This window comes from Bifidobacterium tissieri (assembly GCF_002259645.1).
GTDB lineage: Bacteria > Actinomycetota > Actinomycetes > Actinomycetales > Bifidobacteriaceae > Galliscardovia > Galliscardovia tissieri.
Genome location: NZ_MWWV01000002.1, coordinates 73,141 through 94,736, shown reverse-complemented (window position 1 = coordinate 94,736; position 21,596 = coordinate 73,141). Strand labels below are relative to the sequence as shown.

The 21,596-nt window shown below is 60.2% G+C and carries 13 protein-coding genes; 10 read left to right on the top strand and 3 right to left on the bottom strand.

All coding sequences use genetic code 11. From position 1 onward, the window contains the following. The first annotated feature begins 52 nt into the window (after positions 1–52). The 9 genes from BTIS_RS01210 to BTIS_RS01170 all read left to right on the top strand — a co-directional run bounded on the left by BTIS_RS01210 (position 53) and on the right by BTIS_RS01170 (position 16,172). Complete coding sequence (locus BTIS_RS01210; RefSeq protein ID WP_094661881.1) at positions 53–2,152, top strand: Hsp70 family protein; 2,100 nt, start codon at positions 53–55, stop codon at positions 2,150–2,152. Between the two features lie 62 nt (positions 2,153–2,214). Beyond that, positions 2,215–5,220 (top strand): zinc ribbon domain-containing protein, encoded by a 3,006-nt coding sequence (locus tag BTIS_RS01205; protein ID WP_094661879.1) that lies wholly within the window; start codon positions 2,215–2,217, stop codon positions 5,218–5,220. Positions 5,221–5,225: 5 nt separating this feature from the next. After that, complete coding sequence (locus BTIS_RS01200; protein WP_140557544.1) at positions 5,226–6,461, top strand: hypothetical protein; 1,236 nt, start codon at positions 5,226–5,228, stop codon at positions 6,459–6,461. A gap of 16 nt (positions 6,462–6,477) precedes the next feature. Next, complete coding sequence (locus BTIS_RS01195) at positions 6,478–9,318, top strand: GAP1-N2 domain-containing protein (protein ID WP_094661875.1); 2,841 nt, start codon at positions 6,478–6,480, stop codon at positions 9,316–9,318. A gap of 483 nt (positions 9,319–9,801) precedes the next feature. Beyond that, positions 9,802–10,566: a hypothetical protein gene (locus tag BTIS_RS01190; protein WP_094661873.1), complete on the top strand. Its 765-nt coding sequence runs from the start codon at positions 9,802–9,804 to the stop codon at positions 10,564–10,566. Positions 10,567–10,617: 51 nt separating this feature from the next. Continuing rightward, entirely contained in the window at positions 10,618–11,400 is a 783-nt protein-coding gene (locus BTIS_RS01185; RefSeq protein ID WP_094661871.1) for a hypothetical protein, read from the top strand. 41 nt (positions 11,401–11,441) lie between these two features. Next, on the top strand, positions 11,442–12,311 hold the full coding sequence (locus BTIS_RS01180; RefSeq protein WP_094661869.1) for a restriction endonuclease: 870 nt from the start codon (positions 11,442–11,444) through the stop codon (positions 12,309–12,311). Between the two features lie 323 nt (positions 12,312–12,634). Beyond that, complete coding sequence (locus tag BTIS_RS01175) at positions 12,635–13,336, top strand: ABC transporter ATP-binding protein (RefSeq protein WP_094661867.1); 702 nt, start codon at positions 12,635–12,637, stop codon at positions 13,334–13,336. Between the two features lie 10 nt (positions 13,337–13,346). Continuing rightward, complete coding sequence (locus BTIS_RS01170; protein WP_094661865.1) at positions 13,347–16,172, top strand: ABC transporter permease; 2,826 nt, start codon at positions 13,347–13,349, stop codon at positions 16,170–16,172. 173 nt (positions 16,173–16,345) lie between these two features. Here the strand turns inward: BTIS_RS01170 and BTIS_RS01165 are convergent, their stop codons facing one another. Beyond that, positions 16,346–17,011, bottom strand: coding sequence for a DedA family protein (locus BTIS_RS01165; protein ID WP_094661863.1), 666 nt, complete (start codon positions 17,009–17,011; stop codon positions 16,346–16,348). A 119-nt stretch (positions 17,012–17,130) separates the two neighbouring features. Beyond that, on the bottom strand, positions 17,131–18,564 hold the full coding sequence (locus tag BTIS_RS01160) for an MDR family MFS transporter (protein WP_094661861.1): 1,434 nt from the start codon (positions 18,562–18,564) through the stop codon (positions 17,131–17,133). A gap of 778 nt (positions 18,565–19,342) precedes the next feature. Between BTIS_RS01160 and BTIS_RS01155 the strand changes: the two genes are divergently transcribed. Then, entirely contained in the window at positions 19,343–20,446 is a 1,104-nt protein-coding gene (locus BTIS_RS01155) for an aldose 1-epimerase family protein (RefSeq protein ID WP_094661859.1), read from the top strand. 117 nt (positions 20,447–20,563) lie between these two features. On the opposite strand, the gene BTIS_RS01150 is transcribed toward BTIS_RS01155, so the two are convergent. Further along, complete coding sequence (locus tag BTIS_RS01150) at positions 20,564–21,436, bottom strand: LysR family transcriptional regulator (RefSeq protein WP_094661857.1); 873 nt, start codon at positions 21,434–21,436, stop codon at positions 20,564–20,566. Positions 21,437–21,596 lie beyond the last annotated feature (160 nt).

The window sequence follows — 21,596 nt, the reverse complement described above, 5'->3', positions numbered from 1 at the left end:
ATGGCACATCGGTTCGTTGAGCGATAGTCGGGCAAGTTAGGAGAGACGAGATATGGGTATTGCGGTTGGCATCGATCTGGGTACCACCTATTCGGCGGTGGCTCGTATCAATCCTCAGACAGGGCGCGCCGAGGTGATTCCGAATGTCGAAGGCGGTGCCGTGACACCATCCGTGGTTGGCATCGCCCCCGACGGGCGAATCCTGTTCGGAACGGAAGCCAAGGAGCAGCAGGAGCTCGGCGATACCAACACCGCCGCGTTCTTCAAGCGGTATATGGGGCAGTCGGATTACACCATCCGCATGGCCGGCCGTGACTATACTCCCATTGACTTGTCCGGCATGCTGTTGCAGGGGCTTGTCCGACAGGCCGAACAGGTGGGCGGAGAGAAGATCGACGGCGCATACATCACCGTGCCGGCATACTTCCGCAACTCCGAACGCGAAGCCACGATCGAGGCCGGCCGCCGTGCCGGCATCAATGTGCTCGGCATTCTCAACGAACCGACCGCAGCCGCATTCGCCTATGGTCTCAACGGTAAAGACACGCATCAGAAGGTGCTGATCTACGATCTGGGCGGTGGCACATTCGACGTCACACTGGCCGAGGTGGACGGCGACTCCATCCGCGTGCTCGGCTCCGATGGCAGTCACATCCTGGGCGGCAAGGACTGGGACGATGCCGTGGCCAGATGGATCATCGAACAGTTCTCGGACGAGTTCGACATCGATCTGACCGACAACGATGAGGAACTCGCCCGGCTCACGGTGATGGCGGAAAGCGCGAAAAAGCGCCTGACCAAGGCGCCGTCCGCCACGATCGCCGTAAACTTCGAAGGACACCGTGGCAAATACGTGCTGGATCGCGAGACCTTCGACGATGTGACGAGCTTCATGCTGCAGGAGACCTCGGATATCGTCGACCGCCTGTTTGCGAGCGTCAGGCCCAGAGTCACATGGGCCGACGTTGACGGTGCCATTCTGGTGGGCGGTTCCACCCGCATGTTGCAGGTGCGCGACTACATCACGCGCATGTCGGGCAAGCCACCGCTGGGAGGCGTGAACGTGGACGAGGCCGTGGCCCTTGGTGCGGCCATCCGCGCCAATCAGGACGCGGCTGGTCACGCGTCGCCGATGCTGACGATCGGTGCTGGCCGACGTGCGACCACAGGCGGGGGAACGGCTGCGGCCCCGCGGATGCTCATCGGCGGCAAACGCATTTCCGATGCCACGTCGCACGCTCTCGGCATGATTCTGGAGTCGACGGATAGAAGTCGATATGTCAATGGCGTGCTCATCCCGAAGAACTCGTCGATTCCGGCGGAGAACACGCGTTCCGCCGAGCTGCGTGTGCCCCGTTCCGGTGGTGAACTGGAGGTGTATCTGCTGCAGGGGGCCGAGACCAGACCGCTTGACAACGAGGTGGCCGGCAAGTACGTGTTCTCAGACATTCCGTACGTGCAAGGTGGCCGGACCATAATCAACGTCAGCTACCGGTACGACGAAAACGGTGTGATCCAGGTGTCCGCGGTCCAGCAGGAGACCGGTCGTCAACTGGTCATGCACCGCGAACCCATTCCGGAGGATATGAGCTGGACCGACGGCAGTCCGGCGGACAACCAGCCCGAATCCGTGGCGGAACCGGGAACGGTGTATCTGCTGATCGATCTGTCCGGCAGCATGAGTGGACATCCATTACAGGAGGCGATCAGGGCGGCAAACGATTTTGTCGGCCAGCTCGACCTTTCGATATTCGCCATCGGTGTGGGAGGATTCGGCGATGAATTCGCGAACTTCTGTTCACCCACACACGACGAGCGTGCTCTTCGTGACTGCATCAACCGTCTGAAAGTGGGACGCGAGACCGGATACGGCACGGAGAGTCCCTTGGGCCATATGCCTCCGTTGCTTTCCGAATTCGACGGGGCCAAGCTGATCATCATCCTCACGGACGGCATCTGGTTCGATGCTAGATCCGCAGTGAGCGAAGCACAGCGGTGCAACGATATGGGAATCGACACCATCGGCATCGGCATCGGCGAGGCTGATGAGCAATTCCTCCAGAAGATCTCCTCGATCCAGGATCTTTCCGGATTAACCGATCTCAGCCACCTGAGCGAAAGCTTCTCCAAGATCGCGCGAGCCATCAGCTGACCGTTGGCCGCATAAGCACACATCACATGGAAGCACACGACATCACACGGAGTGAATGAACCTTGGCACAGGACAACCTCTATCTGATCCTCGGACTGTTCGATTTCTCCAACAGTCTTGAATCCGACCCGGCGCCGGAACAGCGCATCGCTCAGGCGGTCGCCGCAGTGCGGCCTAAACTGTCGCAGCGCGCCAACCGTGCAGGCGGCGACCCGGCCGCCCAGCGGGCTCTTGAACTGCTCAAGACAGTTAATACGCTGAACATGCCGGAACAACGCCAGCAGGTGTTTCTCGAGGCCAAGAACATCGTGGAGAAGTCCATCACCAAGCAGGTGAAACTGTATGCCGCCCGAGGATACATCCTTACCGGGGAGATCACCAAGATCGCGCAGAAGGTGAGCAAACAATGCAACTGCGCCATCTCCGACGCCGATGTGCGCAGCCGCGTGCATGGCGTACCCGTCAAGGAGCAGGAGGAAGGGCCCAAGGGCACTGAGCTGGCCAGACCCAAGTCATATAGCAAATACCACGGTCAGGAGTCCAAACTCAAGGTCTACGGCCACGCCAACCTCTACGACATGCTCGATCCGGGCAACACCAAGGTGAGAAGCGTACCCACGGCCACATGGCGAGCCAAAGCCGAGGCGGCCAAAAAGGCGCTGCCCAACAAGGTGAACATGGAGGTTTCCGATCACCAGAAGCTGTACAACCTGTGCATCGGCACCGCGTTCAAGGACGACACCAGTCGTGCCGCCTATGACGAATACCTGGCATACGAATCCCTGATGTCCATCCTCGACGAGGTCAAGGAGGTCACGAGCGTCACCAAGAAGCTCGATTCCGCGCTCGCCGAACAGTATATCGACCGTCTGTATGAGGCCGGTGCGAAGAACGGTCATCCGATCACCCGAGACGAGGCCAGTGGCTATCTGCTGTGGTTCTGTGGCAAGAGCAGCATCCTCTATATGCCGCCGGCCGAGCATGCCGACGAATCGACGCTGCCGGAGCCGTGTCCGTGGTGTGGCGCATTGGCGGATCCCGATGCGGTGAACTGCTCATCCTGCGGAGGCAGGATTCTCGAAAACTGCCCCCAGTGCCACCATACCAACCGTGCAGACGTGCACTACTGCGGCCAGTGCGGATTCGACTATACCAACCTCGCCCAGGCATCCGCCATGTGCGACGAGGCGAAATCGCTGGCCGGGGCACTGCGGTTCGACGACGCCGATCAGCTTGTCGACCAGGCGGCGAATCTATGGCCGGGGTTCGCCGAGGCGAAGGCCGTCAAACAGACCATCGCCCAACAGCGCACCTTGGTCGGGCCGTCCGCGCAGCGTCTTACCGACGCCGTGAAGGCACTGAATCTCATCGAGGCAGGCAAACTATACGACGGCATCCGTCGACGTTCTCCCAAATTCGAAAACCGGGAACTCCGGGACGCGATCGACGCCGGTGTGGCCCGTGCGAAGGCCGCCATGGAGGCTGCTCCGCGCACGATCTCCAGCGTGTTGGAAGCGTACAACGCCTGTCACGATTATCCGGGATTGGCCGCAGCCTTGGCGGCTAACCCGCCGAAACCCGTTGCCGATGTCACCGTGCGCCCGGATGGCACCGCCCACTGCATGTATGTGTCGTGGCCCGCATCGTCGAGCAAAGAGGTCAGCTATGTGCTGCTGCGCAAGCAGGGAAGCCATCCTCTGGACGAGCATGACGGCGAGCGCCTTACGGAAACGTCCGGTACGAGCTTCGTGGATCGTACGGTTGAGGCGGGCGAGCCATACGGATATGCGGTCGTGGTGAAACTCGGGCCATTGTCATCCGCACTTACGGCGTCGAAAACCGTCACCGTGCTGTTCGACGTGGCCAACGTCAAGGTGTCGCCCAGCCAATCGACGATTCAGATCACATGGAATGGAATACCGGGTACCGGGGTGGTGGCGGTATGGCGTCGCACCGATCATGCGCCGACCCGGCCCGGGGACGGCGAACAGGTGACGAATGTCGTGAGCTCCGGATTGCTTGATCAGGGGCTGAGGAACGACGTCACCTATTACTACGCGATCTTCGTGAGCTATCGTCTCGCGAACGGCCGAACCGTCTATTCGCAGGGCGTGCAATGCTCCGGTATTCCCGCCGCTCCGCCCGAGCCCATCGACTTCCTGTTCGCCCAGCTGCAGGCCGATGGTTCGTTCACGCTGGAATGGGAGGTGCCCGAGGGCGGCGAGGCCCGGTTCTCCTACACCACGGGAGACCTTTCCTTCAAGGACGGCGATATCGTCGCGGAAAGCGAGCTGAACGCGCAGACCATGCCGCTGCCGATCACCGCGACCGGGGACGACACCGGTACGTTCACCCTGCCGGATGACTCCATCTACCATATCGTCGCCGCCACCGTGAAGAACGGTCAGGCCGTGATCGGCGCCAGCGCCACGGTGTCAAGCAGACGTGCGGTGGAGATCACGAACATTACGGCCAGTGGTGCGAACGCCGTGGTGCTGTTCGACTGGCCCGAGGAATCCGACCGTGTGCTGCTGGCATGGCGTACCGATCGATATCCCGCCTCGGCGGAGGAGCGTGGTGCCACGGTCACAAGCGTGAACCGCAGAACCTACGATCTGCATAAGGCGATCATTGTCAAGGGAATCCAGCCCAACGTCCCCTATTATTTCAGTCTGTTTGCCAGGCTCGGCAGCGGCGACTCCGCCTCCTACTCGGCCGGCAGCAACAGGATGTTCTCCTTCGGGAAGGCCAGTAAGGCCACCTATCACGTGGAGGTGCGCAAAAGCCTGCTCGGCAAGATCAAAAGCGCCACGCTGGTCATCGAATCCACGGACAGCCTCCCGGAGATGGAACTCCGCGCACAGATGGGCGTGATACCGGCGTACAGCAATCAAGGACTGCTCGTTGCGTCCATTCCGGCGCAGAACGGCGGCGGCACGCATCGTATCGAACTGCCGGCGGGCTCGCTCAATAAGGGCATGTTCGCCAAATTGTTCTTCAAGGACCTCAGCATCTATCAGACATCATCACTCACACAAGCCGCCGGAACCAGTCCGGAGATTGGATGATCACCATGAAATTGAAGTATGTATGCCCATTCTGTTTCGCCGAGCATGCCATTGGTGACGTGGAGTTCGCCTGCGACTCCCGTATGATCTGCGCCCAGCGCGACCCCAGCGGGAAGATCGTGGGTGTTCCCGGTGCTGGTGAGCCCGACAAGAAGATGCAGGAATACAAGCATCTGAGTCAGGCCCCGCTTGGACCTCATCATTTCCGCGCTCACAAGACGCCTAAATTCTCCATGCCGGATAGCGCGGTCTGCGACTGGTGCCGTCAGGTCAGTCGCACAAGGGTATGCCCGTCATGCCATAACACGTTGCCGTCCACCATCGACAATGACGAGGCCATGATCATCTCCCTGATCGGTACCCGAGGCTCGGGCAAGAGCACCTACGTGGGCGTGCTCATCCATGAGATGATGAAGCACCTGTTCGGCCCGTTCCATGGCACATTCCAGCTGTACGGCAGCGAGGACCAGCGTGAATACCGCACGCGGTTCGAGGACTACCTGTACAAGGGGCAGCCTATCCCGCAGACCACAACACATCTAACCGGCAACACCATGACGGAGAACAGGCCCATCCTTGGCATGCTGAAAATGCAGTCCAGTGGGTTCTTCGGCAAGGTGAAGCCGAAGATGCTGGTGTTCTTCGATTCCGCCGGTGAGGATTGGACCAATATGGATACCATCCAGGTCGTGGCCAAATACGTGGCCAAGTCATCCGGCATCGTGTTCCTTATCGATCCACTGGCCAATCAGCATGTCCGTGATGCCATTAGTGACGATGCGTCCATCCGCGCGTCCATCTCCGCCGACTACGAGCCGGACTCCGACCCCACGAAGGTGATCAATGACGTTGCCAGGCTCATCCGCGACCAGAACGGGTTGAAGGAAAGCCAGAAGATCGCCATCCCCGTGGCTGCGGCATTCTCCAAGCTCGATGTGCTTGAAGACAAGAATCTGCTGCCTCCGGGAGGAAGACTGTCCCAGCCGTCACCGCACGTGCAGCGCGGCATGTTCGACGACACCGACGCCGACTCGGTGAATCAGGAAGTGAGGTCGATGCTCGACCGATGGGACTATGGCAGCTTCATCAACACCCTTGACATGAACTACGCCACCAACCACTGCTTCGCGTTCTCCGCATACGGTCGCGAACCCGCGAGCGACGGCACTATCGCCCCGCCGATTCCCAAGCGCATCGAGGACGCCATGTTCTGGCTGCTGCACCTCAACAAGGTACTCTGACCGGAAGGATTGATCGATGAAAACCGAACAGATCATCTACACCTCATGCAGACAGGGCATCGAGGGACAATCATCCGGCTATCAGGTGTACTCGTACTCGCCGGGCATGCGACAGTGGATCGCCAACCGCAACGCCATCGGCGTCCTCGAACAGTACAAGGCACCCGTGGGAGACCAGTACCCGCCGTTGCCCACCCCCGAACAGATCGAGGAATGCTATCCCAAGCGCGATTACAGCGGACCATTGTCCGGTCCGGACGCGCTCTACGGCATGGCGCTATCCACTTATATCGGACGGGATTACCCGGAGGGATCCATCCGTGGCGGAAACTTCATCGCCCACGCCGTCGCATTGCCGCTGGCGACGATGATGCAGACCGGCACCTATCCGTGCGAGTACCTTGAATCGCCGAGCTTCCAACGCACCATGGACATCACCAAGGCGCGCAGCGACGAACGTCCCGCGATGTTGGGCACGCTCGACATCGAACCCAACGACGAGATCACCTTCGATGCGGTGCAGGACTTCCTCATGGATGATGACCGTGACGAGATGCTCAAGCTCATGCTTGCCTGCTTCCTCAACCGTGAGCAGGGAGGAGCGTTGCGTCGCATCATCATCCGGGACAGCGCCGAAAACTTCAACCTGTGGGTCGCCGCGCTGCAGATGGCATTGCCGCTGCGGCAGGCGTACACCTACTCATTCTCCACCTACGAATACGACCCCATGGCCGCCGATGCGCACATCATGCGTGGCGTGGACGGCATGAACGGCTCGCTGCCGCAGCTCGCCATGAGCAACTACGTATTCGACGAACGCGGCGAAGTACCTCTGCCGAACCCTATGGTCGACGAAACCGTTCGGCAGCTGTGCGATTTCCTCGTGGACGCCATGCAGACCGTACCGGACAGCCTGCATCGATTCCACGACTTCCTCAACGCCACCGACCATACGACGGCCGACATCGTGATCGCCGACGCCTATACGTTGTTCCAACTGGTGCAGGGACTGACCGCCTTCGATGAGCTCGACACATCCGCTGCCGAACGGGCACTGGTCTTCATGAGGGACCACTGCGGCGGCGACGTACTCCGCAAGGTGTCCGATCGTCTCTTCGACGAATGCCGCACGACGGTGTTCCCCGAGGACAAGCGCACGTTGCTCGCCGACGTGTTCGGGTATGCGACCAGAAGCGACAAGACGTATGCGCTGACCGCGCGGGAGCGTGCGCTGGATCTGCTGTTCGGTGTGTTCACCAATGCGGCACCGAGCCAGGACATGTATGCGCAGTCGCACGCGCTCGCCGATACGGTGCTCGCCCAGCTGGGCGAGAAGGTCGACGTGGTGCTGTTCGACGAGCTGACCGGCAATCCGGATGTGAATCTTGGACTCAGCGGCGGCACCGGAACATCGCTGCCGTGGACCGTGCACGCTTACGCGCAATGGACATCACAGGCGGTGCTTGACGCCGTGGCGAAGGGCATTGATCTGCGACCGGGCATGTCCGCAGCGCAGATGAAAGCCGCATTGGGGACGCGTAATGCGACGGCGCTCGACAAGATCATCAAGGTTGTGGTGCATCATCCGGATGGTAATGGCACGCGCCGTCTGGTCACCGATTTCGCGGGTTCCCTCAGTGCCGACCCGCGGTTGGGATGCATGGTCGATCTGCTGATCATTCTGGAGGGAGACCCGACCGGTGCGGGCGCTATGGGCGGTTCCGCCGCCTCCGGTCTGCCGTCCAGTGTGACGATGGCGTACACGGCGTTCCACACGTTGTACATGTCCTCCGATGGGGAAGGCTCCCGGACGCGAATCGGGTATCTGCAGTCCTGCTACGCCAGCGGTCTGCAATCGCTGGTTGTGTCGCTGCTCGCGGAGCAGGCGCGGACTTCCCACGATCCGGGAGCATTTCTTGCCTTCCTGAAAACAACGGGGCCGTATTTGCCGAAGGATTTTTGGCAGGACCATGCCAGGGACGTCGTTGCCGTATGCGAGCGGACGATCGGAAACACCCCTTCCGCCGCGCTGCTGTGCGTCTGCGCGCAGACGGTGCGCAGTATGGTTCCGATGCCCCTTACCTGGTACCGTACCAAGATCGATCAGGCCAGTGCGATGCTTCCCATCCTGCGTGTGGACAACCGCGTATACGATGACTATCGCGCCATCGTCGCATTGTGCAAGGACGTGTCGTTGCCGTTGCCTGCGCGTCTGACACTGATCGACTATCAATTCCACATAACGAATCTGGCGAACGCATATGCCCAGCGGAATCCCGATCCCATGGTCATCGACGGTCTGTGCAATGCGCTTATGCAGACTGGGCCGCGTCTGCCGTTGAGCGCGGCCGGGAATCAGGTCAATGCCTTCGTCGCCTCCGTCGGTGACGCCATCACCCCGGTGGTGCTTACGTCGAAATCGGGTGCCACGTTGCAATTGAAAGCGGTGCCGTCAACGTATGACATGACCGTGATGAAGCAGGTGGCCGGCAACGTGGTCAGCTCCAAGCGGATCGATGACATTCTGCTGCTGATGGCCTTGGATTCGTGTTGCTTCGGGGCATCCGCCGACCAGCTTCACCAGAACGCCATGGCGATCGATCTGGCACGGTTCCTGACGAGCCAGCTGACCGGTATGCATATGAAGTCCTCCGAACTGACGAAGTACGTGGAGGATGAACGCAAATTCGACAAGCATGTGGCCGTCAGATTCTCGCAGACCTACGGTACCGCGTTTCCCAAGGGCCATTTCACCGCGTTGTTCGGCATGATCATCGACGGCTTGGCTGCTTACGAGGCGGCCAACCCGAGCGTAATCGACAAGATGAAGAAATTCCTGCCGTTCGGTCGGCACTGATCCGATGCGAGAGCGTCTGTCGGCCGAAGGCAGAATGAGCGCTGTGCCCGGTGGCGCAGCGGGGAGTTAAGGAGATAAGGAGCGTACGCCATGCCACGCAATAACCAGTCCAGTCCGTATACGTCGAATGCTGGAGGATGGGGGACCCCGAATCCGAACAAGGCGAATACCTCCAAGACGTCATCGAAATCGCAACAGAGCCACAGCGCGCAGGGTAAATCCTCATCTGCATGGGGTTCGCCCGCTCCGGCTCCCTCGTCAGCATCCTCGAGCGGTTCTGCATGGGGTAGCCCCGCTCCCGCTCCGTCTCCCTCGTCCTCTGCGTCGAACGCATCCCCATGGGGTAGCCCCGCTCCGGCACCGGGTCCTTCGTCCTCCGCCTCGAACGGTTCCGCCTGGGGTAGTCCTAGTCCTAGTCCTAGTCCCTCGCCCGCTCCGGCTCCTACGCCACAGCCGGCGGGAGCGTCATCCGGCTGGGGGACAATGAATCCTTCCGGTGCCGCGACGTCATATTCCGGCGGTTCGCCATCGTCGTCATCCGCATCGTCATGGGGCACGCCAGCGCAGGGGGCAGGCAGCCCGTATGGTGCCGGCTCTGCCGGAGGAAACGCTGCCGGTACGTCCGCACAATTCGCCGCCGCCCCCGCACCGACCTCCGCCGCAACGGCCGCGTCATCCCAGTCGCTGCACGTTACGCCAATCACCTTCCTGTCCCTCGGTCTGGGACTCATCTGCAGTTTGTTGTTCGGGCCTTTTGTCGCCATCGTGCAGACTCAGGTGGTCGCCAAGCTTATGGGCCAGCTACCCGACGGCTATACCATGACAGCCATGACGCCGGGCAGGGGAGCGCTGTTCTCGTTTGTGGTTTTCTGCACGTTCATCGCACTGTATCTGAGCACGAAATATGTTCGCGTCCTGACGGCAGGTGATCGATTCCAAAGCGGAATCTGCTACATCGTCATGACGGGTGTGGCCACGTTCCTGCTGTCACGAATCGGCGGGATGGACAATGCCGTTTCGAATGCCGTCGGTACCAGCGGGCTCACTCTGACGGGAGGGCTCCTGCCGTGGCAGGCCATGATGTCCGCCTTGGTGCCTGCTGCGGTGCTGTTCGTTGGTGCCTTGCTGCTGAACGTTGCCGATAATGTTCCGGATACCGCAAGGGTGAAGCGCGTTGCGGTGTATGTGCTGGGCGCGATCGTGATGATTGGTGCCTCCGGCGTGATCGCGCTTTCCGCCATCGGCTGATAGCCGGCTTCCTTCAGATAGCCGTATGTGAACTGGAAACGAGATGAGACTATGCAAAAGAAGATATACCTGCTTGTCGGGTTCATTGTCGGATTCTGGCTGATCGCGGTCATGATCCGCACCAGCATTGATCCGGAGACCGGCGCGGAATTCGCGCAGGGGCTGAGCGCCCTGCCGTTCTCGGGCGGCATATTTGCTCTGCTCAACGCGTTCATGCACGTTGATACCGGTCTGTTCAATATCACGACCAGTCCGTTTGTCCTGATGAGCATCCTTGTGCTCATCGTGCAGGGAGCCATTCAGTCACCGCTCATGATGATGCTCAACATGCTGTTCGGCCCGTTCCTGTTCTCCCCCTATCAGCGGGGAGGATATTCGATCGTAGGTGATTCCGACTATGAGCGCACGAAGAACAAGCTGATGTCGAAGGTCTGGAAGCTGTTGGGATCATTGATTGCCACCATCTGCATCGCACTGTTCTCCGCATGGATGGTGGATTATGCGCTTGGGTGGGTGAATGCCCAGATGATCGTCTGGCGGGTGTTGATATACATCGCCATCGTGGCCGTGGTCGCCGCCATCGTGGTGGTGCCGTTCGTGGTTACCTCGCAGACCGTGCATGACCTCATGCTCCGTATGCTGGGCAACTTCGCGCAGAGCTGCCTGTACGCGTTCATCACGAACGTCTGCATCATCGCCGTCGTCGCATCCATTACCGCAGGTCCGTCCATCGGACAGATCGCCATCACGTTGCTCGTGTTCATGGCGTGGATGGTCGTCTATACCGATACGGATGGATTCTTCATTCATAACCGGTCGCTGGCGGCCGTGTGATCTGGATCGCGATCAATCATTCCAATCAATGAGAGGAAGCCATGGAAGCAATCATCATCATCGCCGTCATCGTCATCGGCATCTGGGCGTATGGCAGAAAGAAGCGCAGTGATTTCGCAAGTGAATTCAACATTGTTTTCCCGGTAGGAAAATTCAAGCTGAAAAAACGCGGTCAGCCGGTGGCGGTCAACGAGTTCACTCTTGTTTATCCGCACTGGGAGTATGCCAAGGCCGATGGAACCAAGGACGCACGAAGGAGCTCGAACTCATTGATCGGGGGAGACAGCACGCTGTCCGTCGGTGCGTGGGAGGTCAGGTGTCCCAATCCGGTACATCTGTATTCGCTGATCACCGAGTTGCGTTCCAAGGGGACCGATATCAGTCTGATTCCGCAGGAGCAGACGAAGATGAACCAAGGCTCGGTCATGTCACAGGCACGTCATGCGACCAGTCTGGCCGAGCTGATTCAGACGTTCTATGGCAAGCCTGACCTGTTCAGCCATTTCTGCGCCGATCTGTGCCGCCAGCAGGGATATGAGGTGACTGAATATCAGGAGCCCGGGTTCGACTTCACCGCCGAACTCGGCGGCGTGGAAGGTCTGGTGGCCTGCGCATGTCTGAACGTGCATTCCAACGTGGGTCTGCCGGCGGTGCGTAAACTCGTTGATGCGAACGTATTGGCGGGCACGCAGGAACTCATGTACATGACCACGGGAGGATACTCCTCGCAGGCCATCGCACTGGGCCAGCGGGAAAGGGTGCATCTGATCGACGGAACCCAGTTGATTGGCATGGTGCAACAGGCTTGGGGCGGTTCCGCGTCGTCTGAGGGAATCCCCTACACCGAGTACACGCTCACCACGGAGGAACTGATGCAAGGCTATCCCGCCGATGCGAGGATAGTCCCCTGATTCCATTGCTTGGTTCGGGGGTATTATTCAATTCCTTGTGATTCCTCTGGGGAATTCCCCTGAAGCGAGGGCCGGAGGGTGGCGATCGTGATGGTGCGGTCGCCACCCTTTTGCGTTGTCGCCGTGCGCCGGGCTGATGGTGATTGTCTGTTCGTCGTCGGAGAGCGTGGCCGTAAACTCGACACTTTCCTGCAAAGTGTGTATTTTACTATACACAATGTTGAATTAATCTGACGTTTGGTGCCGAACAAATCGATTTTCCAATCGGCGACAAGCGAATAGACATTCAGATTCATGAAGCATTTACAAAGGAAAGGAACATCATGGCATTTCTGCAATTCCATGACGTGATCCGGCAGTACGGCACCGGGGAATCCGCGGTCAAGGCGCTCAACCACGCCACCTTCGACATCGAACAAGGTGAACTCGCCATCATCCTCGGCGCATCCGGTGCCGGCAAATCCACGGCACTCAACATCCTTGGCGGCATGGATCGCGCCACATCCGGCAGCGTGATCCTCGACGGCATGGACATCACCAAGGCCACCGAAGCGCAGCTGACCGACTACCGTCGCTTTGACGTCGGCTTCGTCTTCCAGTTCTACAACCTCGTCCCCAACCTCACCGCACTCGAAAACGTGGAACTCGCGTCGCAGATCTGCCCCAACGCCCTCGACGCACGAGAAACGCTCGACAAGGTCGGCCTCGGAGAGCGCCTCGCCAACTTCCCGGCACAGCTGTCCGGCGGCGAACAGCAGCGCGTGTCCATCGCCCGCGCCCTCGCCAAGAACCCCAAGCTGCTGCTGTGCGACGAGCCGACCGGCGCACTCGACTACAACACCGGCAAGCAGATCCTCCAGCTCCTGCAGGACTCCTGCCGCCAACGCGGCATCACCGTGGCGCTCGTCACCCACAACTCCGCGCTCGCCCCCATGGGCGACCGTCTGATCCGCTTCCGGTCGGGCAAGGTCACCGAGATCACGGCCAACCCGACCCCGACCCCCATCGCCGACATCGAATGGTAGGTGACATACGATGGCACAGACTCATACTCGCACCCGGCGCCGTGGCGGACATGGCGCCCTGTGGAAGGACGCATGGCGGGCCATCGCCGGCAACAGCAAACGATTCGCCGCCATCGCGGTGATCTGCGCGGTCGGCGTGATGATGATGGGCGCCCTGTCGTCCATCGGCAACGATCTGCGCGGCGGCCTCGACGACTTCTTCGACGGCACGTCCATGCACGATCTCACCATCGTGTCGACCCTCGGATTCGATGACGACGACATCGCCGCCATCCGCAACTTGGACGGCGTGGCCGACGCCGCCGGGCAGCGCACCGAAAGCGCCTACACCAGAATCGATGGCGCACAGGCCTCGGCCACGGTGAGCGCACTCAACGATCGTCACCTCGACGAACCGTATCTCCAGAACGGACGACTGCCGAAGAGCGATCATGAGATCGCCGTCACGCAGCAGTATCTCGACGACAGCGGCAAGCGCATCGGCGATACGATGACCTTCACCCCCGAAACGACCGCGACCGCGGTGACGGCCGTTGCCGACAATACGTCGACGACAACCGACTCGTCCGAATTCGATACGTCCGACACGGACAGTACGACAGGCACCTTCGACGATGGCGACTACATGATCGTCGGCACGGTCATCGACCCGAACGACATCGTCAACCCGTCCGGCCCGATGGCACTCGTATCCGGAGCCAAAACCGTATACCCGCTCTTCGTGTCCTCCGACGCGGTCGTCGATACCGAATCCCCGTACACATCCGTGATCGTATCCGTGTCTGGTGCCAAGGAACTGAACACGTATCACGAGGATTACACCACCCGCGTGGCCGATACCCAGAAGGCCATCGAAACCATCCAATCCGAACGCGAACAGGCACGCACGAACACGGTCAAGGATGCCATCCGCCAGCCCATCGAAGACAAGCTCAACGAGCAGAAGGCGACAATCGACGCCCTGCCCGACGCCAACCCCGCCAAGGCCGTCGCCGAACAGAAGATCGCCGACGCCGAAGCGCAGCTGAGCAGCAAGCTCGACGCCATTCCCACGGCCAAATGGATCATCCGCGACCGCAACGCGCTCGCCAGCTACGCGGATGTGAAAACCGAAAGCGAGATGATCTCCCGTCTCGGCAAGCTGTTCCCGATCCTGTTCCTCGTCATCGCGATCCTCGTGAGCCTGACGGCCGTGGCGCGCATGGTGGAGGAGGACCGACAGCTCATCGGCACGTACAAGGCGCTCGGCTACACGCGGCACGAAACCATGCTCAAGTACCTGCTGTACTCGGCGTCGGCGGTGATCGTGGGCGGTGTGATCGGTGATCTCATCGGTCTGTTGGGATTGCCGTTCGTGTTCACCAAACGCATGCTGCACATCCTCTACGTGATCCCCACCTACCCGCTGATCATCGATTGGACGATCGGCATCGGTGGCATCCTGCTGTTCCTGGTGCTTATCACCGGCAGCGCGATGGTGGTCTGCGGAGGGTCCCTGCGGCTCGAACCGGCCGAACTCATGCGGCCCAAGGCGCCGAAGGCCGGCAAGACGATCCTGCTGCAGCGCATTGGATTCATCTGGAACCATCTGTCGTTCCTTGGCAAGGTGACCGCGCGTAATCTGTTCCGCTACAAGAGCCGTGCGCTTATGGTGATCATCGGCGTGGTGGGATGCACCGCGCTTATGACGGCGGGCTTCGGCATGGGTAACTCCGCGCTGACGCTGATGCCACGGCAGTTCAGTGAGATTGCCACCTACGATGTGATGGCCGTCACCAAGCCGGCCGATCATGACAAGGTGCAGGACGATCTCGACAAGGATTCCGCGGTGAAGTCCACGCTGCCGCTGCATGTCGAGAGCGCTACGCTGTCCGCTGCGGATGGGGAATCCGGGTCTTCTGGGTCTTCGTCTTCGTCTTCGGATTCCGGCGAGAAGCTCACCGTGCAGCTCATGGTGGTGCCCGACGGGGAATCGCTCGACGGCTACCTCGATCTGCACACCACGGACGGCGAACCGTTGACGCTCAAGGATTCCGGCACCGGCGACGCCTCCGGCAAGGCCGGGGCCATCGTGACCGCCAACGCAGCGGAGACCTTGGGACTGCAGAACAACAGTACGGTCAACCTCGCCGACGCCATGATGGACGATGCTGATATCGCCGTCACCGGCGTGGCGCAGTACTACACCGGCAACGTCGTGGTCATGACCGAAAGCGCTTACAGGCAGGCGTTCATGGCGGATGATGCCAGCGGCTCCGGGACCGATGCCGGTAGCGATTCCGGGGATCTGCAGCTCAACGCCGATCTGATCACCGTGGACGGCGATGATGATGCGCAGATCTCGTTCGCCGACCGGCTTGCTGAGCAAGACGAATACCTGTCCGTGGTGAGCACGGCCAAGCAGACGCGCGACTTCTCGAAGAGCTTCATGATCTTCTTCGTGATGATCGGCTTCATTGTGGTCATGGCGGCGATCCTGGCCATTGTGGTGCTGTACACGCTCGCTTCCACGAACATCTCCGAACGTGAGCGTGAGCTCGCCACCATCAAGGTGCTGGGTTTCCGACGCAAAGAGGTGCACGGCTACGTGAACAAGGAGCTGCTGTTGCTCAGCGTCATCGGCATTGCGATCGGCTTGCCGTGTGGACGCGGGCTGCTCGGATTCCTGCTCAGCCAGCTTGATCTGCCGGGCATGAACATCGTGCCGAACGTGGCCTGGTACTGCTACGCGGTGGCCGCGCTGCTCGCGCTCGTGTTCACGCTCATGGTCGAATGGGCGACCAACAAGTCGCTTGACCGCATCGACATGGTGGGCGCGCTGAAGAGCCCCGAGTGATGCGAGTCAGTTCGCGGGAGAACTGCGGCGAACCACGAAATACGGGCTGAACAGGACGAAATTGGCAATTCGTAGTGTCTGGCGGACGTTTTTAGAGGTAAATCCGTCCGTAAAGCACTACGAATCGCGGGAATCGTCTTATTCAGCCCGCATTTTTGCTGTGAAGCACTACGCTACTTGCGCGCGTGCCGGCCTCGTCGCGTGAACAGCTTGCGCGACACGTACCAGATTACGAATACGACCGCGGCGATGATCACCACGTATTCGAATCGGTCGAGAATCGTGAGAATGCCGCACCACTGGCCACCGAGCAGGTATCCGGCCATCACCAGGAACGTGTTCCACACGGCCGAGCCGATCGCGGTGAGCAGGGTGAATCGCAGCGGGTTGGTCTTGGCGATGCCGGCGGGAATGGAGATCAGGCTGCGCACCACCGGAATCACGCGGCCCACGAGAATCGAAACGGATCCATAGCGGTCGAACCATGCGTTCGCCTTGTCGATGTCGGAGGCCTCGGTCAGCGGCATCCGGTCGAACAGGCGACGGATGCGGTCGGCGCCCACCGCCCGGGCGATGCCGTACAGCACCAGTGCGCCGGCGACCGAACCGCAGGTCGCGCCGATGATCGCCTCGGCCAGACCCATGTGACCCTGCGCTGCGGTGAGTCCGGCCAGCGGCAGAATCACCTCGCTGGGGATCGGAGGGAACAGGTTTTCCAGAAATACGGCGAATCCGGCGCCGAATCCTCCCAGCGTGCTCATCAGACCGACCAGCCACTGGGAGATGGCGCCAATGAAACCGCCCGAATCAACCGGGCATGAAGTACCAGTCAACGTCATAATTTCTCACCATACGGCACACCCCTCGACGGGGGTGGCGTATACGTAGACGTATACGTAGACGTATGCGTAGGTGTAGACGAGGGGGAGGAAGTTCGCCGACGGTTGCCAGAGGCAATTCAGGCGTTCGTCTTCGGCCGTTCCCGAACGAAGAACGACAACACGAACGCGGTGAATGCCACGATCGTAGACACGGTGAACACGGCATCCACGCCATGCGCGAGTCCGGCCTGAGCCGAGCCCGCCTGCGATGCGGGCAGCGTGTTCATGGTCATGATCGTGAAATACAGGGCGATGCCGATGGCGGCCATCGTCTGACGAAGCGTGTTGTTCATGGCGGTGCCGTGGGGGATGAGCGGTCCGGTCAGCTGGTTGAGCGCAGTGGTGGTCAACGGCATCAGGCAGAACGCCACGCCGGCCATCATCAGGGTGAAGAACACCGCCGGATACCACGCCGGCGTGTCTGCGGTCATACGGGATAAGGCGAACGCCGCGATCGTGACCAGTGCGATTGCCGGCGGAGCGAGCCTGCGAATGCCGAACCGGTCGAACAGTCTGCCGGAGATCGGATTGAACACGCCTTCGGCCACGCCGCCGCCCATCAGCAGCAGACCGGATTGCAGGGCGGTCATGCCGAGCGAGTTCTGGATGTACATCGGCAGGATGTTCATCGAGGTGATGAAGGTGACGAATACCAATACCACCACGATCATCGACAGACTGAACATCGGTCGGGAGAACACGCGGAAGTTGAGCATCGGCTGATTCAGATGCATCTGTCGGTAGATGAACGCGCACAGCGCCACCACGCCCACGATCAGCGTTCCCAGCGTCTCGGGCGACGTCCATCCCGCCTGACCGGCCAGACTGAAGCCAAGCAGCAGACCGCCGAAACCAAGCGTGGACAGGATGATCGACGGAATGTCAATGCTCGGATCGGTCTGTTCCGTCACGTTCCGCACCGTGGGGATGGCGGCGGCCAGCACGATTACGGCGATCACGATCAACGGCACGAACAGGAAGCGCCATGGCAGGAAGTCAATGATCAGACCTGACAATGTGGGACCCAGCGCCGGGGCGAACGCGATGACCAGTCCGAACCAGCCCATTGCCGTGCCTCGCTTCTCTGGCGGGAAGGTGAGGAACAGCACGGTTTGCAGCAGCGGCATGAGAATGCCAGCCCCGCACGCCTGCAGCACTCGGCCGGCCAACAGCACCCAGAATCCGGGGGCCGCAGTGCAGACGATCGTGCCGAACAGGAACATGCCCACCGCATAGAAGAACAGCTGACGCGTGGTGAACCGCTGGATCAGGAAGGCGGTGATCGGGATCATGATGCCGTTGGTGAGCATGAAACCGGTGCTCAGCCATTGTGCCGTGTTGCTGGTGATGTTGAATTCGATCATCAGATGAGGCAGCGCTGACGTCATGAGCGTCTGATTGAGAATTGCGGCGAACGAGCCGACCATCATGATGATGATGGGAAGGATCGGGGTTTTCGATTGGCTGGTCTTCTGGCTGTTTGTTGGCGTGGTCGTTGACGTGGTCGGCATAGGGCACCTCGCAGGTATCTCGGATCGTGTCGTATTCGTATTGCATGAATGGAATCCAGCCGATTTCGGTCGTCATTGGTGTCTCCGTGCGATGTCGATTCCGCGTGCCGTGTCGTATGACGGACGGACAGCGGATGACGCGGCGGAATCCGGTTCTGTTGGCCGGACGCGGACACGGATTGATGACGTAGCCCCCGCGAGGATTCCCATAAATCCGCGTAATAGTCTATCGGTGCTGTGGACAAGCCCGAACGGGGATCAGGGTGGGTATTGGGCCATGAATTGCTGCGGAATCTGGTGGAGGGCGGCTGTCTGTGTTCGGTGATGAATTTGGAGGCAAACGCGTTTTTGGGGGAGGGGTCTCCGGTCTGGCGGTCTATATGGCTTTCCCTAGGCAGATTGTGATCTTTGCAAGCATCTATCCTTGCTTCCCTAGGTTGTCGGGAAATTATGGCTTGTGTGATTTACTCCGTGTATTGGCTTCATGGGATAGGTTCCAGCAGAAATCTCTGTTTCCTTGTCGCGGGCTATTATGGCGAGTGCCCAGCGAAGGCGTAGTAGATCCCGAGGATTCTCCGAATCTGCCTAGTGAACGAGGGATAGGTGTCAAAAGCGTGGACATTCATTTCCCGGCAGATTGTGAAACCGGTTTCTAGTATTGTGGGAATTGGATTCGCCGGCGTGGATGCCGTACGAGCCACGAACCGGCGCTTCACCAGATGATCAGATGAAAGGCAGGATCATGCCAACGGAGAACTCAATGAACAGTGCAACCTCAATGAACAGTGCAACCTCAACGAGTGCCGGCAAGCCCACCAGCGTCGATATGCTCGCCCATATGGGCAGCATTCAGCAGGCCGCCTACGTGCGTCCGATCGAGTATCAGGAGGGACGCGCCCACGGGCTGCGCGCCATCGAGGTGAAGAACGGTCCGCTGCGGTTCATGTCCATGGCGGATCGTGCGCTGGACGTGGCCCAGATCGAATACCGTGGTGAGAACCTCACGTTCCTGTCCAAGCCGGGACTCAACGGCCGCAACCAGTTCGACACCAACGGATTGGAGGCACAGCGTTCGATTATGGGCGGTCTGTTCTTTACCTGCGGATTCGAGAACATCTGCGCCCCGTACGTGACGCCTGAGGGCAGCGACTACCCGGCCGGCAGCTATCCGATGCACGGCCGTATCCGCACCACGCCCGCCGAGCACGTCTGCTCCGACGCCCATTGGACCACTGATGGCGACTACGTGCTGGAACTGAGCGGCGAGATGCGCGAGGCCGAACTGTTCGGCGAGAACATGGTGCTGCGCCGTCGCATCACCAGCGTCTACGGCACCCCGTCGATCACGGTCGAGGATGAGGTGACCAACGAAAGCTTCCGCAACGAACCGCTGATGTGGATGTATCACTGCAACTTCGGCTGGCCGCTGCTGAACAACGGTGCGCAGGTGATCATTCCCAGCCGCAAGGCCACGCCGCGCGATGACACCACAGCCGCGGACACCACCCCGTGGAACGAGATCGGTGCCCCGGAGGCGAACAAGCCGGAAAGCGTGTACCTGCATGATCTGGCCGCGGACAAGGACGGTCGCAGCTTCGCCGCCGTGGTGAACCGTGGGCTTGGACTGGGCGTCGTCATCGACTTCGAGGCCAAGGACTTCCCGTATTTCATGGAGTGGAAGTCGATGGGCTCCGGCGACTACGTGGTCGGTCTCGAACCGTCGAACTCCAGCGTGCATGGCCGCGGCTGGCATGAGCAGCGTGGCGATCTGCACATGATCGCGCCCCAGACCAGCGAACGCAAGACGATCACCTTCACCGTGATCGAAGGGGATGCCGCCATCGACGCGCTGATCGCCCGCCGCGACGCGTTGCTTGCGTAGAATACGCGCGGAACTGCATTGCGGATATGCGGAGGATGGCAGACGCGTCTGGATACGTCTGCCATCCTTCCGCCGTCCGGATAATTGCGGATAATTGCCGTTTTGCCGTTTGAGTGGTTATCCGAGATATCGCGCGAATTCAATGGCCGCAGGTGATCGCATACCCTGCTTTTTCCAGACGAACACGGTTTCGCAGTCCAATGCCGGACTCAGCGGGATCATGCGTACGCCGGGGTAGGTGTTGCCGAGGTCGTAGCACAGGTAGATGCCCATGCCGTTGGCCGCCATATTCGCCCCGTTGCCGGGGAGATTGCAGTAGCCGGCGATGGTGAGACTGTTGAATTGGGAGTCGTGGGCGTTGTCGTCGAACCAGTTGATGAGCAGTCGACGTACGGATGCACGTGACGGCAGAATGAGCGGTGTACCACGCAGATCGTCGGGCGTGACCGTCTCTCGCGTGGCCAATGGATGGTCGTCGGGCACGAACGCACCCCAATGGTCGGGGATTCCGGGACGCAGATAGTCGTATTGGTCGACGTCGACTGGTTCGGTGAGCAGACCGAAGTCCATAAGTCCTTGTTCGATCCGTTCCTGAATAAGGTCGGATGTGGTGCTGGTCACGTGGAATTTGACGTTGGGATGCAGGGCGCGGAAGGCGCTCATGTGCTGGGAGAGGTAGGTCATGGCGCGTACTTCGCCGCATCCGATGACGATTTCGCCGGTGAGTTCGTGGGCGGATCGTTTGAGTTCGCCGACGGTTTTGTCGGTGAGGGCGACGATGGATTGTGCGCGCTCGCGGAGGAGTTGCCCTTCGTCGGTGAGGGTGATGGTGTGTGGTCCGCGATGGAAGAGGGTGACGCCGAGTTCCTCTTCGAGTTGTTTGAGTTGCCGGGAGAGCGTGGGCTGGGAGAGGCGTAGGAGTTGGGCGGCCCGTGTGATGTTGCCTTCCTCGGCGACCGCCAGAAAATACCGCAGCACGCGCAGTTCCATGATGCCGTTCCTTCCTGTGGCGTGGTTGCGCCGGCATTCAGCGCAACCACGCCTGTCCAGAAACCTGAAACAAGATAACGCGTGTGTCGTCAAGGCGCGGCAGACGAAGGCGTATATGAATACGTCGAGTCTGCCGTAACGCCGACGACACTGCAGTTTT